General features: G+C 36.5%; 18 protein-coding genes. 4 read left to right on the top strand and 14 right to left on the bottom strand.

Features of this window, described 5'->3' with window-relative positions:
* From Q0W95_RS05405 to Q0W95_RS05375, 7 genes are all read right to left on the bottom strand, one after another.
* Window positions 1-1,064, bottom strand: a 1,064-nt coding sequence (locus tag Q0W95_RS05405) for a V-type ATP synthase subunit A (RefSeq protein ID WP_297790656.1), incomplete at its 3' end; no start/stop codon positions are given.
* An 11-nt stretch (window positions 1,065-1,075) separates the two neighbouring features.
* Window positions 1,076-1,387 carry a V-type ATP synthase subunit F gene (locus Q0W95_RS05400; RefSeq protein ID WP_297790654.1) on the bottom strand — a complete coding sequence of 104 codons (312 nt, stop codon included), beginning with the start codon at window positions 1,385-1,387 and terminating at the stop codon, window positions 1,076-1,078.
* Window positions 1,380-2,444, bottom strand: coding sequence for a V-type ATP synthase subunit C (locus Q0W95_RS05395; protein ID WP_297790652.1), 1,065 nt, complete (start codon window positions 2,442-2,444; stop codon window positions 1,380-1,382). Before Q0W95_RS05395 ends, Q0W95_RS05400 begins: the two co-directional genes overlap by 8 nt.
* A 9-nt stretch (window positions 2,445-2,453) precedes the next feature.
* The gene (locus tag Q0W95_RS05390; protein ID WP_297790650.1) at window positions 2,454-3,005 is read right to left on the bottom strand and encodes a V-type ATP synthase subunit E; all 552 of its coding nucleotides are present in this window, start codon (window positions 3,003-3,005) and stop codon (window positions 2,454-2,456) included.
* A 15-nt stretch (window positions 3,006-3,020) separates the two neighbouring features.
* Window positions 3,021-3,491, bottom strand: a complete 471-nt coding sequence (locus Q0W95_RS05385; protein ID WP_297790648.1) for a V-type ATP synthase subunit K — start codon at window positions 3,489-3,491, stop codon at window positions 3,021-3,023.
* The gene (locus tag Q0W95_RS05380; protein WP_297790646.1) at window positions 3,484-5,421 is read right to left on the bottom strand and encodes a V-type ATP synthase subunit I; all 1,938 of its coding nucleotides are present in this window, start codon (window positions 5,419-5,421) and stop codon (window positions 3,484-3,486) included. Before Q0W95_RS05380 ends, Q0W95_RS05385 begins: the two co-directional genes overlap by 8 nt.
* The gene (locus tag Q0W95_RS05375) at window positions 5,408-5,731 is read right to left on the bottom strand and encodes an ATPase V (RefSeq protein ID WP_297790645.1); all 324 of its coding nucleotides are present in this window, start codon (window positions 5,729-5,731) and stop codon (window positions 5,408-5,410) included. The genes Q0W95_RS05380 and Q0W95_RS05375 overlap by 14 nt, the downstream gene beginning before the upstream one ends.
* A gap of 106 nt (window positions 5,732-5,837) precedes the next feature.
* Here Q0W95_RS05375 and Q0W95_RS05370 point away from each other — a divergent pair, with 106 nt between their 5' ends.
* Window positions 5,838-7,010 (top strand): hypothetical protein, encoded by a 1,173-nt coding sequence (locus Q0W95_RS05370; protein ID WP_297790643.1) that lies wholly within the window; start codon window positions 5,838-5,840, stop codon window positions 7,008-7,010.
* On the opposite strand, the gene Q0W95_RS05365 is transcribed toward Q0W95_RS05370, so the two are convergent.
* From Q0W95_RS05365 to Q0W95_RS05345, 5 genes are read right to left on the bottom strand one after another with little or no spacing between them, the layout of a single operon-like run.
* The gene (locus Q0W95_RS05365) at window positions 7,007-7,666 is read right to left on the bottom strand and encodes a metal-dependent transcriptional regulator (RefSeq protein WP_297790641.1); all 660 of its coding nucleotides are present in this window, start codon (window positions 7,664-7,666) and stop codon (window positions 7,007-7,009) included. The genes Q0W95_RS05370 and Q0W95_RS05365 overlap by 4 nt on opposite strands.
* Complete coding sequence (locus Q0W95_RS05360) at window positions 7,647-8,516, bottom strand: metal ABC transporter permease (protein WP_297790639.1); 870 nt, start codon at window positions 8,514-8,516, stop codon at window positions 7,647-7,649. The genes Q0W95_RS05365 and Q0W95_RS05360 overlap by 20 nt, the downstream gene beginning before the upstream one ends.
* Window positions 8,513-9,358, bottom strand: coding sequence for a metal ABC transporter permease (locus Q0W95_RS05355; protein ID WP_297790637.1), 846 nt, complete (start codon window positions 9,356-9,358; stop codon window positions 8,513-8,515). The genes Q0W95_RS05360 and Q0W95_RS05355 overlap by 4 nt, the downstream gene beginning before the upstream one ends.
* 1 nt (window position 9,359) lies before the next feature.
* Entirely contained in the window at window positions 9,360-10,067 is a 708-nt protein-coding gene (locus Q0W95_RS05350) for a metal ABC transporter ATP-binding protein (RefSeq protein WP_297790635.1), read from the bottom strand.
* A gap of 8 nt (window positions 10,068-10,075) precedes the next feature.
* A complete protein-coding gene (locus Q0W95_RS05345) occupies window positions 10,076-11,056 on the bottom strand; it encodes a zinc ABC transporter substrate-binding protein (RefSeq protein ID WP_297790633.1) in 981 nt (326 codons plus the stop codon).
* Window positions 11,057-11,199: 143 nt separating this feature from the next.
* On the opposite strand from Q0W95_RS05345, the gene Q0W95_RS05340 reads away from it, so the two are divergent.
* From Q0W95_RS05340 to Q0W95_RS05330, 3 genes are all read left to right on the top strand, one after another.
* A complete protein-coding gene (locus Q0W95_RS05340) occupies window positions 11,200-11,439 on the top strand; it encodes a hypothetical protein (protein ID WP_297790631.1) in 240 nt (79 codons plus the stop codon).
* Window positions 11,440-11,583: 144 nt separating this feature from the next.
* Complete coding sequence (locus tag Q0W95_RS05335) at window positions 11,584-12,294, top strand: glycosyltransferase (protein ID WP_297790629.1); 711 nt, start codon at window positions 11,584-11,586, stop codon at window positions 12,292-12,294.
* Window positions 12,295-12,417: 123 nt separating this feature from the next.
* Window positions 12,418-13,824, top strand: a complete 1,407-nt coding sequence (locus Q0W95_RS05330; RefSeq protein WP_297790626.1) for a sodium:alanine symporter family protein — start codon at window positions 12,418-12,420, stop codon at window positions 13,822-13,824.
* Between the two features lie 14 nt (window positions 13,825-13,838).
* Here the strand turns inward: Q0W95_RS05330 and Q0W95_RS05325 are convergent, their stop codons facing one another.
* Window positions 13,839-14,897 (bottom strand): ribonucleotide-diphosphate reductase subunit beta, encoded by a 1,059-nt coding sequence (locus Q0W95_RS05325; RefSeq protein WP_297790624.1) that lies wholly within the window; start codon window positions 14,895-14,897, stop codon window positions 13,839-13,841.
* A 10-nt stretch (window positions 14,898-14,907) separates the two neighbouring features.
* Window positions 14,908-15,234, bottom strand: a complete 327-nt coding sequence (locus Q0W95_RS05320) for a phage holin family protein (protein ID WP_297790622.1) — start codon at window positions 15,232-15,234, stop codon at window positions 14,908-14,910.
* Window positions 15,235-15,306 lie beyond the last annotated feature (72 nt).

Genomic DNA, 15,306 nt, shown 5'->3' with positions numbered 1-15,306 from the left:
GCTGGGAATCCTTCATCTCCTGGCATCTCTTCAAGACGACCACTCATCTCACGAAGGGCTTCTGCCCATCTGGATGTAGAATCTGCCATCATAGCTACATTGTAGCCCATATCTCTAAAGTATTCTGCAAGGGTGATTCCAGTATAGATACTTGCCTCACGGGCAGCTACTGGCATATTTGATGTATTAGCTATAAGAACTGTACGCTTCATGATTGATTCGCCAGTCTTTGGATCGATTAGCTCTGGAAATTCGTTAAGTACGTCAGTCATCTCGTTGCCACGTTCTCCACATCCAACGTAGATTACTATGTCTGCATCAGCAAATTTTGCAATCTGATGTTGGACAACAGTTTTACCAGAACCGAATGGTCCAGGAATAGCAGCTGTACCACCCTTGGCTACAGGGAAGAAGGTATCTATAACTCTTTGTCCTGTGATAAGTGGTTCGTTTGGGTCAAGCTTTCTTGTAGCAGGACGAGCCTTTCTTACTGGCCATTTTTGAAGCATGGTTACTTCCTTATCGCCATCTTTTGTTTCTACAAGAGCAATAGCCTCAGAAACAGTAAACCCTCCTGCCTTGATTTCTTTGATTGTACCAGAAATTCCAACAGGAACCATTATCTTGTGGGTTATAACGCTAGTTTCCTCAACTTCTCCTAGGATATCTCCAGCCTCAACCTTATCACCAACGCTTGCTGTTGGCTTAAATTCCCAAAGCTTATCCCTATCTAGGGCAGGGCTTGTTACACCCCTTGTTAGGAATTCACCAGCTAAATTTTCAAGTTTTTCAAGAGGTCTTTGGATACCGTCGTACATTCTTTCGAGCATACCTGGTCCAAGCTCTACTGATAGGGGATGGCCTGTTGAGATTACTTCATCCCCAGGGCCTATTCCAGTTGTTTCCTCATAAACTTGGATACTGGCAACATCCCCTCTCATCTCAATTATCTCGCCGATGAGCTTATCTTTTGATACCTCGACCACGTCATAGATATTGGCATCAGATAGACCCTCTGCCTCTATCAATGGTCCAGATACTTTTGTAATTTTACCTTTATTCAAATTAAGCTCCTTTAATCTAGAATGTTTGCTCCAACAGCCTTCTCAACTGACTTGTTGATATCAGCTAGCCCAATCCCTTGTGATCCCTTGTTGGATGGGATTAGTATAATAGCTGGAGTCATCTCTTCTCTATATTTGTCTATGGTAGATGGAATTTCCTTGGCTATATCTTCTGTTATAAAAATTATCCCATAATTTTCTTTTGCCAAGTCCTTGATGGTTTTTTTAGCATCATCCCCATCTATCGCTGTATATACTTCAACACCCAAAGCCTTGAATGCAAGGATTGAGTCCTTATCTCCTATTACTGCTACCTTATACATAAGATTTCCTCAACTTTTCTAAAGTAAACTCCTTTGGCAGTTTATTTTGCTTAGATACAAGTAAAATCCTAAGGTTTTTAATCTCTGTCTCCTTAGAAATTATATAATTCATTAGGACTTCTGGTCCAAAGGTTACAAGTTTTGAATCCCTAGTAAAATCTGTCATGTGAGAATCTATCGCCTTCTCTAAGTTTAGAATATTATTGTCAAGCTTATCCTTATCTGTAAGAGCCTCATTGACATACTTAGCTATTCTTGTATTAGCAAGGCTACTAGCAAGTCTATTTATGTCAAAGTTAAAGTATTCTTTGAATTTATCTACCTCAATAAATCCACCTCTTATGAGGGCAGAATCCAAACCTTCTATACTAGAATTTTGACTTTTTATCCTCAACAAACTCTTTAGGTTTATCAGGTCAATTCTTTCCCTGGTAAAGTCAACCAAGCTATCAAGTCCAAGTTGATTGGCATCTTGTAAGAGCCTTTCATAATAAGACCTATCAAGGCTTATGTCTATATCTTGAGGGTTATCCGTTTGTCTGAACTTATCTAGGGCAAGTTTTGCATATTCTAGGTAAACATCATTAGGATTTTTAGAAACTTCTACTTCTTTTTTAGTCTTTAGTCCCTCTATTTTATCAAAAAAGTCAGTTTTTTCTTCTTCTTTGATTAAATTTTTCTTGATATAGGCAAGGTCAATATCTCCCATTTCAAGGTAAAGATTAGAGTAATCCTTATCTTGAACAAGTTCTTTAATCAAGACTTTTAGGTTGTGGAAGTTATATTTTTCTTGCATATAGTTTAGAATATTCTTATCTGGAGCAATATCCCTAATTGCCTTATAAGACCTTCTAAGCTCTGCCTTTAGGATACTTTCATATTCCTCTACTCTGGCTAGGTTATTTATAGATTCCCTGTATATTGTATCATTTAGCTGGTTTAGGACCTCTCTTAAAGATTCATAATCATTGAGTCTTTCAAGGTCAGCCCTAGTAAGGAGGTTTTTTTCATACATTCTTGTCGAAATAGATGCGCCTATATAGTCATCTTTTTTCATCTAATCACCTCACTTAAATAAACTGTCTGATATTTGCTTTTTAATATCGTCCATCTTGTATTTTATCAATGAAGAAAATCTATTATCATACTCAACCATGCCAGCTCTAATTATAAAGCCTTCTTCTACACTATCATCTGAGATTGTAAAGCCCTTTAGGTCGGCTTCGCTTAGGCTAGACTTTAGGTTTTCTTGGAGAAGAATTTCTCCCTTATCTATGCCAGAATTTTTTAGGGTATTTAGGACGAATTTCTTGTAAGAAGTCCCATCCATAGCCCTGAGCTTTAGGATAAGTTTATCCAAAACTTCGTCTATAACTTGGTTTTTCCCTGAAATAACTATATCCCTAGCCTCTCTTTTGGCTGAAACTTTTTCATTATCCAAGATTAGCTTAGCTTCTTTATCGGCATCTGTTGTGATTTTTTCTGCCTCAGCTTTTGCCCTCATGCTAGATTCTTCTAGGATTTTTTGGGCTTCTTCTTTGGCAAGGTCTAATATTTGATTTTCTTCTGTGCTTGCTTTGTCCTTTATGCTTTGTAATATTAAATCAAGATTATTCATAATCTTATCCTAATATTAAGCATTTAGTACAAGTAGTAGGGAAATAACGAATCCAAGGATAGCGTATAACTCAACCATTACTGCATAAATTACACCCTTGATAAATTCATCTTCATTTTTAGCTAGAATGTTAACACCAGCTATAGCAACTCTTGCTTGTCTAATTGCAGAAAAATATCCTACTATTGCTACTGGAAGTGCGGCCATTAATAGGTAAAGACCTTTGGCAAAGTCGATATTGCCACCGATTACTTGTTGATAGATGAAAAATCCGATTACAAATCCATAAAGACCTTGAGTACCTGGAAGAAGTTGAAGGATAAGAGCCTTACCAAACTTTTCTGGTTCTTCAACTGTAAGTGCTGCTGTTGCCTCACCTGCCATACCTGTTCCCTTAGCAGAACCCATACCTGCTAAAAATGTTGCTACTGCTGCTGCTAGTACTGCTAATACCATTCCACCATTTTCAATAAAAAAATTACTCATTGTCTCCTCCTCTTAATATTTTGACAAATTTAGTATCTTCAATCATTTCGCGGAACTTAACTCCGCCACCTTCATAAAATTTATTAAACATCTCTACATATATAAGTCTTAGACCGTGAACGTAAGCTGATAGGTAGGATAGGAACATATTAAACAATTGGAAGACTACAAAGATTATTATTCCACCAATTATTCCACCAATTCCACCACCAACTAGCATTTTCACTATTATATTTACGGAATAAGCAACGAAACCGCCTGATAATACAAGAGCCATAAGTCTTAGGAAAGATACAAAATCTCCTATCCAACTTGTTATTCCATAAAGTTCATAGGCACCTGATCCAATCCTCCCTCCAATTGATGCCGCATCTCTTCCCGCAAAGAAAAGAATGCCAAGCATACCCACAATCATAACCCATTTGGCTAGGTCTGATTTTGTTAGGGCAAGAACGATTGCTCCGCCTACTGCCATATACATAAAGCCAACATCATAGAAGGCATCCATTGGTTTGCCATCTCTTAGGTACATATATCCCTTAACTCCAAGAGCTGTAAATAGAGATACGCCTCCAATAACCAAACTCATTACTATCAATTCGTTGATATCTTTTGCTGTGTCAATCCATCCGAAAGGAACCTTAATTATTCCACCAAAGACTGACCCAAAAATGAAACCAAACACACAGGTTGATATAGAAACTCTAAGAAATAGTCTGAGCATCTTTTCTGTTGACTCTGGGAACTTTTTGAATTTAAGCATCAATAATATTCCTATTACAGCAAGAAGGCCATAGCCCAAATCTCCTATCATGAAGCCTGTAAATATTGTATAAAATATAGCTACAAGCCCACTTGGATCTATTTCGTTATACTTTGGTAGAGAGTAGGTTTTTACCACTTCCTCATAAGGGTCAACCAGCCTGTTATTTTTTAGTATTATAGGTACTTTGCTATCATCTTTATCGGCCTGCTCAATATCTAAGATAAAGGTATCTCCCAAGACATCTTTGACATCCTTTTTGAACCTTTCGGTCTTATCTTGTGGGATATATCCTTCTATAACATTCATTAGGCTAGTTTCTAGGAAAAACTCACTTGATTCTTCCTTCCTCCTAATATTTAGGATATGAGCCTTGTAGATATATAAGTCCCTTAGATATTTTTTAAGGTCAACAATCTCTTTTTCGATAGATTCGATAGAACTTTCATTTTCTTCTAATTTCTGGGTTAGGTCATAAATTTCTTCGCCTATACCCTTGGTTGAATTAATTTTAACCCTGCTAAAACCGAACTCTCTGATTAAATCTACAAACTCTTCCCTTTCCTCAAGGCTTGATATAGCTACTATGTAGTTGGTCTTTTCAGCCTCCGAAACCTTGTAAACTAAAGATTGTTCCAACCCCTTTTCCACAAGAGCTTTTTGGATTTGTTCATAAAATTGGCTGGAGATAGTCCCTGTTTGCACAAAAACTCTCCTTGAATCATAGAGCTTGTCGATATCTACATCAATATCCTTCCAAGGTTTTAAGCCAGTTAGCTTATTAGTAAGTTCGCTCCTAACAGCTAGGGCGTTTTCCCTACTTCCAACTAAGGACCTGACTTTTTTATAAACCAAGTCAAAATCGAAATTCTCCCCTTTCTTTTTTACATCTTTTAGGGATAGTTCACTAAAACTCGTATCAACTTCAAGACCCTTATCCTTCATATAGGAAGCGATTACAGATATTACATAGTCAGCCCTAGCCATGTCTGAATCTAAGGCACTAAGTCTTTCTGTATTTCTCACCTCTTCCAGGTAAGACTTTTCCTCTTCTCTTTCTAGGTCGTTAAAGTGGACGTAGTTGAAACCTTGGAGAGTATTGAGCAAATCATCTCTTTCGGATTTGAAAGCAAGCAAGTTAAACTTATTCATTTTAACTATTGCCATTTTCTATAATCCTTTCGCTTAATGAGTTAACAATACTTTCAATTTTTCCAGTACTTTGATTCTTGAGCTTGGCAGCAATAGCTTTTGCTTCTTCAATTGTAGGCTCTTTTTCTTTATTTGCAGCGTCTTCTGCATCTTCAAGAATCTTTTTAGCTTTACTCTTTGAACTCGTGATAATTTCTTTATATTCTTCATCTGACCTAAGCTTAGCTTGGTCAATGATTTCACGAGCTTTGATTTTTGCGTTATTGATAGTTTCATCAGCCTTGTCTTCAGCTTCTTTAACTTTCAATAAAATATCGTCAGCCATCTTTCACCCCCTATTTGCCTTATTAAAATTATATCATAAAATACTTATATATGATATAATTATCCAATAAATAAGAGATTTAAACATTAATTTAAGGAAAAATAAAATGATAAAAAAAATAAGTATATTAGTCCTATCCTTCTTACTTATAGGATGTCAAATTAATACCCCAAAAAACAAAATCAATAAACAAAATTCATCGAATATTTCCTATCCCTTAGAAAATGTTGATGGCTTCAAGGAAGACTCTTCCCTTGAAAGCAGAAATGGTGCCCTAAGCCTGCCGTCAAACATTACAAGCGGATATGACCAAGCCTACACCAAAGATGAGCTTAAAAATCTTGACTACAACAAGGAGATTCTCTTTGCCAATATGTATATGAGGATTCCATCAAAAGCCAAGGTTTTCTCCAAAGATAATGAATACTTTATAGACCTACCCAAAACTTCCGCCTATGATATTACAATCTCTCTCGATAAAATAAGGGACGATAAAATAATTGACCAGGAAGATTTAGTAAAGGCTTGTAATGTTTTATATAACAAACTCCCAAATACAGAAACTATCCTAAGTCTCCCAGTCGCAAACTGCCTTACAAATGTTGATTCTGCTTACTTTATTTGCAAGAAAGATGACTATAAATATACCCACTTGTTAGTAAAAGCTCCAGGTGGGCTAATCCAATTTACCATAAAAGAAAACTCTAAACTTAGCAATGTTTCTTCTGATATAATGACAGACCTATTAATTGGCATGTATAAGACAAGTGATGATCCCCTTGAAGTATCTAAAGACTTCACAGACTATACGAACGAAATAAATATTTTTGCTGTAAAGGCAGTTGACCTAGGAGATGTCAGCATAAAAATCCCTGAAGATTTTTACTTAAACCAAGACAAAAATGGTATCAAAGCCTTTATTTCAAAAAAGAGTGGAAGTATTGTTTCAGAAATAATATTTAAAGTCGAAGATAAAAAAGATAAAAAAATAGAAGATGTTTTCAATTCCGGCTCAGTAATCTATCCAGCTAATATCGTAACAAACGACCTTGTTAAGAAAGATAAGCTTGAAGGCTATCCCTACATGAGAGCTGGTTCCAACTTCTACCTACCTCTTTATAGTTTGAGAGGGGAAAAAATTGTTATCGAAACCAAGGAAAGTTTCTTGACAGTGTATGTCTTAGGACCTGTAGTAGACAACAACCAATCCAGAATCATGTCGACTGCAATCCTAAACTCGATCAAAGATGTTTCACATGAAACAAAAAAGAGCCTTTAAGGCTCTATTTTTTTTAGGAAAATTTGACTACTCGCCATAGGTGATATCCTAAGATTCTTATTGTCAATTATTCCAACTGCTGTTTTGTCAAAGTCGTCGAAGCTTTCCAGAAGCATTTTTTTGCCTATGGAAATTCCCATAGATTCGCAATATTTCAAAAGCTTCCTATCATCTGCTATCCTTCTTATGATGTAAGATGTGTTTGGCTTAGCTTCAGATAATTTTATCAAATTCTTGGTGTTTTCTTCATTGTTAATGTAAATAGTCGATCCATGAGGGCAATAGTCAGGATAGCCCAAATATTCATTTAGCTTATCCAAGAGGTCATCTGTAGTTACAGACTGTAGTTTGTTGGCAAGTTCGTGGATATCTTTCCAATCATAGTTGAGCTTTTCTTGAAGAAAATATTCCCAAAGTCTGTGTTTGGAAATGATAAGCTTGGCAAAGGCCATGCCCTCTTCTGTTAGCTTGTTTGATCTCGCATCTTCAACCAAACCATCTTCCTTTAGTTTTTTTAACATTTCTGTTACTGATGGTGGTGAGAGGTTGAGTGCCTTGCTTATTTCTTTGTTAGTTACTTTCTTCTTATCTCGTATCAATTTGAAAATTGTTACCAGATATTCTTCCCTTTGGGGGTTAATGAGTGGTTTTTCCATAGTTTATCCCTTTTCTTTTGCTAGTTACAATATACTTCTTGATAAGTAAAATCACAAAATAAAGGAAGAGGTTGAAAAATGAAACCATACCCGATATGGAAACATTTAAGTACATGCCTAGGAAAAATGCTAAGCTTGAGTTAAGACTTGCTATTAGTGCCGATAAAACCAGAGCATTAAGGAGAGATTTGCTTATTAGTAGAGCAATTGCCGCCGGTCCTATGAAGCATGATATAACAAGGATTGCTCCCAAGCTATTGAAGGAAACAACCGCCGTAAGAGATGTAAGTACCATTAGCATATAGAAGATAATTCCTGTCGGTAGACCAACCACCTTAGCAAAGTTTGGATCAAAGGTAGATATCTTTAGTCCCTTGTAAAATATTCCTATAAAAGCTAAAACTAGGGCCAAAATAATAAGTCCTTCAACAAGGCTTTTTGCAAGATGAAAGCCCAAGATATTTACTTTTGCCAAGGATGAAAATAAAAGTTCTCCTAGAAGAACAACATCTGTGTCCAAGTGAACATTTCTAAAGTACTTGCTTATTAAAATCACTGCCAAGGAAAACAAAAATGGAAATACCATTCCTATAGCATCATCGTATTTAGAAAGTTTGCTTTTACCTATTGTTTCTACAAGAAAAACAGTAAATACTCCCATAAGACTCGCCCCTACAATCAAAAGTGGAGAGCTTAGATCACCAGTAATGAAAAATCCTAAGACTATACCCAAGAGCACAGAATGGCTTATTGCATCTGTGAGCATAGAAAGTTTTCTTAGTATCAAGAACACCCCAAGCAATGAGCAGGAAAGAGCTGTAACTATTAATATCAATAAGGTTTCTATCATGCTTTCCTCCTCCTAAGAGAGTACATAAAACTCAAAAATCCAATCAAACTTGCCACTATAATTATTGAAGGTCCTGTTGAAAATCCCTTGTAGGCTGTTGAAATGTATGTTCCAATAAAAGCAGAAAGAAGGGCGAAAACAGACGAAAGCCCAATAAGACCCAAGTATGATTTGGAAAACTTGCTGGCACTTACCGTAGGAATTATGAGAAATGATGAAATAAGGATAACACCAACTGCCTTTATCCCAACCCCTATCACGAGGATGGTCATAAAAAGGATTAGATAATCCAAAAGTTTTGTGTTAACGCCAATCATCCTAGCAAAATTCTTGTCATAAATGTAAATTTTTAAGTCCTCAAAAAATATGGCAAATATGGCAACACAAAGCACTAGAGCTAGAAAAATCACCTTGACATCTGCCTCCATGAGGTAGGCTGCTTGACCGAAAATATAGTTGTTAAGACCCGCTTGGCTAGTTTTGGCGTAGTTGGGATTTGCCTGGATGAAAGATTTAAGCACCAATCCCAAACCGAAAAGTCCCGAAAGGCTAATAGCCATATTTGCATCTGCTCCAATTTTTGAGTTTTTATTGGCAAAAGTTACCAAATAAAAACAAATTCCTGCAGCAAACATCGCCCCTAAAAGTAGATAAAAGGGGTTTCTTTCCTTGACTATAATAAAGGCAAGGACTATGCCAAAAAAGCTAGAATGACCCATAGCATCACCAATCAAGGATTGGTTTTTATAGACATTTATACTTCCAACAAGGGCTGCTACAAGAGCAACAAGGCTTGTTCCCATCAGCACAACCCTAAAGGAATAAGACAATAAAACTTCCATACTAACCCCTAAAACCAAGCTCTATATACTTACCTAGGTCATCTGTGTCAATAGAACCATGGAATTTCACATTTCTATTCAAAACCACAATATCATCAAAGTATTTTTTTAGGGAGTAGATATTGTGGTGCACACAAATTATGGTCTTGCCCGCCTTTTTCAGCCTATCAAACTCACTTGCTATGATATCCTCTGTCTTAATATCAACACCTGTAAGGGGTTCATCTAGGATATAGGCCTCTGCATCCTGACAAAGAGCTCTAGCCAAAAAGACTCTCTGCTTTTGTCCACCAGAAAGGTGGGCAATCTGCTTATCCTTGTAAGCCTGCATGCCAATTTGCTTGAGAGCCTTCATAGCTATTTCTCTATCTTCTTGGGTGTATTTCTTGAAAAGACCACCCTTTTTGTACCTACCCATAAGCACAACATCAAAAACTTTGATAGGAAAATCCCAATTTACTGAATCCTTTTGCGGAACATATGCAATCTCGCTTCTGGCATCTTCAATATCTTTACCAAAAACTTTAATCTCTCCCTTATCCTTCTTAGCAAAACCGATAATTGCCTTGATAAGGGTGGACTTGCCTGCTCCGTTGGCTCCAACAATAGCAGTCTTAGTATTAACTTGTATCTTGAGATTTACATCTTCCAAAACTTTGTTCGTTCCATAAGAAAGGTCAAGATCCTTTATATCAATTGCATATGCCATAATCGCTCCTACTTCAAATTCTCAACCATCAAATCAACATTGTGCTTATACATATCTATATAATTATCGCAAGGCTCACCCTTCTTAGCCAAAGAATCTGAGAATAACTCTTGACCATCTCCACTAACAACCTTAACATCAAACCCCTTGGACTTAACAACTTCCTTGAGCTTTTCCATTCTTTCTGGGTTGGTTGTAGATTCTGCAAAAATAGCCTTAATCTTCTTATCTGCTATAAACTTAGCCGTATCTTCCAAGTCTTTGTTAGAAACCTCTGAATCTGTGCTAACTCCTTGTGGAGCCATAACTGTCATCCCATAAGCTCTTGAGAAATAGTTAAAGGCATCGTGAGGAGTAATCAAATACCTAGACTCTGGATTAATCTCATTTATCCTACCCTTGATATAAGTATCCAATTCATCAAGTTTAGCAAGGTAGGCTTTCTCATTTTCCTTGATCTTTGCAACAGTTTCAGAATCATCTTTCAAAAGTTCTTGAAGTTTGGCTGAAACATTTGAAAAGGCTTGTTTGTAAAGGCTTATATCAAACCAGAAGTGAGGGTCGATTTGTTCTGCCCCATCTTCTTCCATCTTGCCAATCTTATCCTTAGCAAAATTATCAGTAATTGGATAACCAACTGCCTCAAGAGCCTCTACCATCTTGCCCTCAAAATGAAGTCCATGGTATAAAACAAGGTCTGCACTCTTTAATTTAGTCAAATCCTCTGGTTTGGCCACATAAAGGTGTGGGTCTTCTCCAGCTGGAATAATCATCTCCACGTTCACCTTATCGCCAACAAGCTCATTAACCATATCGGCTATAAAAGATGTTGTAACAGTAACAGTCTTCTTAGAAGAATCCTTAGCCTCCTCCTGACTTGCTACCTGTGTCTTGCTATCTGAAGTCTGCTTATCACTATCTGTAGACCCTGCTCCCTTACATGAAACTAGAGCAATAGATAGGACAAGAAGAGCAAATAATTTCTTCATTTCATATCCTCCTAATTATTTTATAAAAATATTATAGCTTAAATTTTAATTTAGTCAAATTATATTTTTAGGTTTACCTAATTATATTCACTGGGGTATTTTCAAACTTGTGATATAATTATAAAAAAGAAAGGTAGGATTATATGCCAGAAAGAATACTTCATGTCTTTGGCACTCTCAACCGTGGCGGTGCTGAAACATTGATTATGAATATTTATAGAAATATAGATAGGGATAAGATACAATTTGATTTTATGGTCCACCACAAAGAAGAAGGTGCTTTTGAAAATGAAGTGAAAAGTCTTGGTGGTAAAGTTTATAGGATAGAAAATTATAGGGGAGTTAATCATTTTTCTTATAAAAAGTCTTGGAATAATTTTTAAAAAGCCCACCAAGAGTATAGAATTATCCACTGCCACAAAGAATCTATTATTTCTTTGGTGATGGATGCAGCTAAGAAAAATAATAGGATAGCCATAGCCCATAGCCACTCAACCCATAACATACCTGGATTTAAGGGAAGAGTTATGGATATATTGAATCAAAATGTTTCTAATAAAGCTGACTACAGATTGGCTTGTTCTGAAGATGCTGGTAAGTGGATGTTTGGAGATACCAGTAATTTTCTTGTTATAAATAATGGAATAGAGATAGAAAAATTTATCTTTGACCAAAAAGTAAGACAAAAAATAAGAGAACAATTGAATTTTGAAAATAAAATTGTCCTAGGACACATAGCAAGATTTGATAGGGTTAAAAATCAAAGCTTTTTTATAGATGTCTTTAATGATCTCATCAAGAAAAACCCTAACTACTTGTTAGTCTTTGCGGGTGATGGCGAATTTAAGTCGGACGTAGAAGAGAAAGTAAAAAAACTTGGTCTTGACGAAAATGTAAGATTTTTAGGGTCAATAGGCTATGTAAATGAACTCTTGCAAGCTATAGATATTTTCATCCTTCCCTCCCTTTACGAAGGGCTTGCCGTTTCTACTATAGAAGCCCAAGCTGCTGGCTTAAAGTGCTTGCTATCAGAAAATATCGACAAAAATTCTAAGGTTACAGACCTTGTCGAGTTTGTACCTATTGATAAGGGCGTAGACCCTTGGGTTGAGGCCATCCTTAACGTTGGCGATTACAAAAGAGTTGATACAAGCTCTAAGATAAAAAAAGCTGGTTTTGATATAAAAGAAACAGCAGATGCAATTTCAAGGTTTTACCTAAATCTTCTTCAAAAGTGAAATCTATTAAAAAATCTCTATGCTCCTACTCGGGTGCAGAGATTTTTTTATTAAAATAATCCTAAACTGATTGTAATTTATAAATATAGTAATAAAATAATAAATAAACACCATGGAGGACTTATGTCAAGTTTATTAAAAGCATTTGATAGCTTTCTTTGGGGATTTCCCCTCATAGTTGGCATCATGGGTTGCGGTATATTTATAACCATAAAAACTAGGGCTATCCAATTTAGAAAATTATCTTATGCCCTAAAGAATACTTTAGGTAGAATTTTCAAGAAAGATTCTCACCATAAGAAGGGAGATATTTCTTCTTTTCAAGCCCTAGCTACGGCATTGGCTGGAACTGTGGGCACAGGCAATATTGTCGGTGTCTCTCTAGCTATCCTTCTTGGTGGAGCTGGAGCAATTTTTTGGATGTGGCTTGCCGCCCTTTTGGGGATGGCGACAAAGTTTGCTGAGGTAAGTCTTGCTGTTGCTTACAGAGAAGAGAGAGATGGCCGCTTTGTCGGAGGCCCTATGTATTATATTAAAAATGGACTAGGAAATGAGAGGCTAGCCAAGGCCTTTGCCATTTTTGCTGGTCTTGCAGTTTTTGGTATTGGAAATTCTACCCAATCAAATGCGATAGCAGGAATTATAAGGCAAAATCTCGATATTAATCCTCTGCTTACTGGAATTTTTTTGAGTATTATTTGTGGGATAGTCGTTGTTGGCGGTATAAATTCTATAACTAAGGTTACGGAAAAGCTTGTTCCCCTAATGTCGCTCCTATACATAGGAGGTTGTCTGAGTATTTTGTTTATAAATAGGGCAAATCTCCTTCCTGCTCTAAATTCAATCTTCGTGGGTGCTATAAATCCCAAGGCTGTTGGAGGTGGGCTTGTCGGCCTTTCTATTAAGGATGTTGTAAGTGCAGGAATTGCTCGAGGAGTATTTACTAATGAAGCAGGGCTTGGCTCATCTCCAATTGCCCATGCCTCAGCAAGAACTGATCATCCTATTCGCCAAGGGCTTTGGGGGCTTGCAGAAGTTTTTGTGGATACTATAATAATATGCTCAATGACTGCCCTAGTTATCCTAACAACAGGAGCCAACAAAAATACAGGTGTTGATGCAAGTGGTCTAGTTTCTCTAGCCTTTTCAAGTGGGTCAAGAATTGGTCCTATGATAGTTACAATAGGAATCACCCTTTTTGCTCTTTCTACCATCCTCGGCTGGGCCTATTATGGGGAAGTGAGTCTTGTCTTTATCTTTGGCAAAAAAATAATAATCCCCTACAGGATTATCTATGTGATTTTTGTCTTTGTAGGGGCAAATATCGACCTAGGTTTTGCTTGGACTTTGGCAAATATCTTAAATGGTCTTATGGCAATTCCTAACCTACTTGCCCTTATCGCCCTAAGCCCTGTTGTTGTAAAATTAACCAAAGATTTCTTCAAAGACCCTGATAGAATAAGAAAGTCTAAGGCTGAATATGAATATTGCCTAACTAGAAGCGGGCAAAGTAAAACCGACCACGATTAAGCGGTCGGTTATTTTTATAGGTCGTCTTCTATGATTGATGATTTGGAATAAGCTGTTACCTTTGCTTCAAAGAAATCTGTCTTTACTGCATTTGGATCTGAGTATTCATCTACCCATTTCATAGCTGCTGGAATTTCCTTATATCCTTCATAGAGTGGGTCAAGACCCAGTCCCTTGGCTCTTAGGTTGCCTAGGTACTTGATGTAGTCTTCTATCATAGTTTCACTCAAGCCTGCTATATTATTGCCTATGGCGTACTTGCCCCAAGCAATCTCTTGCTCAACTCCTTCTTTTAGCATATTTCTATAATAGGTCCTATGCTCTTCAGTAAAGAGATCCTCTCTTTCCTTCTTTAGGTCATTTATCAAAGACCTGAAAAGCCATAGGTGGGTGTTTTCGTCCCTATTAATATATCTAATCTCTTGAACAGTCCCAGGCATCTTTCCATTTCTTCCTAGGTTGTAGAAGAAAGAAAAACCTGAGTAGAAATAAATTCCTTCGAGGATATAGTTGGCGATAAGAGCCTTCATAAACCTGAACTCATCATCATTTTCCAAAAATTCATTGTATTGCTCACCAATAAATTCATTCCTCCTAAGAAGGTGTTCGTCTTCCTTCCATAGGTAAAGAATCCTTGTTCTTTCCTCTGGAGAGCAGATTGTATCCAAAATATAGGAATAGGATTGGGAATGGATTGACTCTTGGTAGGTTTGGATTGATAGACACAAGTTTATCTCATTAGCTGTGATGTAAGTTTGTAGGTTTGGTAGGTTGGCTGTTTGTATAGAGTCAAGATAAGTTAGGAAAGATAAAATCCTATCAAAGGCTCTCTTCTCATGTTCATCTAAGTTTCTATAATCCTTGATGTCTTGGTTTAGGTTGATTTCTTCTGGAATCCAAAAGTTGTTCATAGCCTGCCTATACCAGTCACTTGTCCACGTATATTTTAAGTTATTGAAATCATTTAAGTTGGTAGTATTGCCTTGGATGATTTTTCTTTTAGCTAGGTCTATATCTCCATTTTCATTGAAAATACCACGTTTTTCGACTTCTCTTTTTTTGCTTTCTTCCATTTTTTACTCCTTATAAAATATATTGTATGCTAGATACTATTATTGAAAGGATAACACTTGCTACAACAAGACTTCCTAGGTGGCTATCAATATTAGCACCATCTACAAATTTGAAGGCCAGATACAAGACAAAAGCATTTATCACTAGGTTAAACAAACCCAAAGTTAAGAAACTTATAGGGAATGATAAAAACTTTAGAATAGGTGTGACAATTTTCTGTAATATAGTTAATACCACTGCCGTTAGAACTAGGGCAGATGGTTTATCAAATGAAATATGTGAAATAAAATTGCTCATTAGCCATAAGGCTAGGGCGTTTGCTACAAATAAAACCATAAAGTCTCCTTTTTTCTTTTGCTATTATTATATTATATTAAAAAATAAGGGCAAGATTGTTAAATTTTGATA

The sequence above is a fragment of the uncultured Anaerococcus sp. genome (genome assembly GCF_947253225.1).
Classification (GTDB): domain Bacteria; phylum Bacillota; class Clostridia; order Tissierellales; family Peptoniphilaceae; genus Anaerococcus.
This window is presented reverse-complemented; position numbering and strand designations above follow the sequence as displayed.

Excerpts from the sequence above, each read along its gene's own strand:
- Q0W95_RS05330 (WP_297790626.1), top strand. The coding sequence starts at position 12,418 with ATGTCAAGTTTATTAAAAGCATTTGATAGCTTTCTTTGGGGATTTCCC.
- Q0W95_RS05390 (WP_297790650.1), bottom strand. The coding sequence starts at position 3,005 with ATGAATAATCTTGATTTAATATTACAAAGCATAAAGGACAAAGCAAGC.
- Q0W95_RS05340 (WP_297790631.1), top strand. The coding sequence starts at position 11,200 with ATGCCAGAAAGAATACTTCATGTCTTTGGCACTCTCAACCGTGGCGGT.
- Q0W95_RS05320 (WP_297790622.1), bottom strand. The coding sequence starts at position 15,234 with ATGGTTTTATTTGTAGCAAACGCCCTAGCCTTATGGCTAATGAGCAAT.
- Q0W95_RS05400 (WP_297790654.1), bottom strand. The coding sequence starts at position 1,387 with ATGTATAAGGTAGCAGTAATAGGAGATAAGGACTCAATCCTTGCATTC.
- Q0W95_RS05380 (WP_297790646.1), bottom strand. The coding sequence starts at position 5,421 with ATGGCAATAGTTAAAATGAATAAGTTTAACTTGCTTGCTTTCAAATCC.
- Q0W95_RS05355 (WP_297790637.1), bottom strand. The coding sequence starts at position 9,358 with ATGGAAGTTTTATTGTCTTATTCCTTTAGGGTTGTGCTGATGGGAACA.
- Q0W95_RS05370 (WP_297790643.1), top strand. The coding sequence starts at position 5,838 with ATGATAAAAAAAATAAGTATATTAGTCCTATCCTTCTTACTTATAGGA.
- Q0W95_RS05365 (WP_297790641.1), bottom strand. The coding sequence starts at position 7,666 with ATGGAAAAACCACTCATTAACCCCCAAAGGGAAGAATATCTGGTAACA.
- Q0W95_RS05350 (WP_297790635.1), bottom strand. The coding sequence starts at position 10,067 with ATGGCATATGCAATTGATATAAAGGATCTTGACCTTTCTTATGGAACG.
- Q0W95_RS05335 (WP_297790629.1), top strand. The coding sequence starts at position 11,584 with ATGGATATATTGAATCAAAATGTTTCTAATAAAGCTGACTACAGATTG.
- Q0W95_RS05395 (WP_297790652.1), bottom strand. The coding sequence starts at position 2,444 with ATGAAAAAAGATGACTATATAGGCGCATCTATTTCGACAAGAATGTAT.
- Q0W95_RS05360 (WP_297790639.1), bottom strand. The coding sequence starts at position 8,516 with ATGATAGAAACCTTATTGATATTAATAGTTACAGCTCTTTCCTGCTCA.
- Q0W95_RS05375 (WP_297790645.1), bottom strand. The coding sequence starts at position 5,731 with ATGGCTGACGATATTTTATTGAAAGTTAAAGAAGCTGAAGACAAGGCT.
- Q0W95_RS05345 (WP_297790633.1), bottom strand. The coding sequence starts at position 11,056 with ATGAAGAAATTATTTGCTCTTCTTGTCCTATCTATTGCTCTAGTTTCA.
- Q0W95_RS05385 (WP_297790648.1), bottom strand. The coding sequence starts at position 3,491 with ATGAGTAATTTTTTTATTGAAAATGGTGGAATGGTATTAGCAGTACTA.
- Q0W95_RS05325 (WP_297790624.1), bottom strand. The coding sequence starts at position 14,897 with ATGGAAGAAAGCAAAAAAAGAGAAGTCGAAAAACGTGGTATTTTCAAT.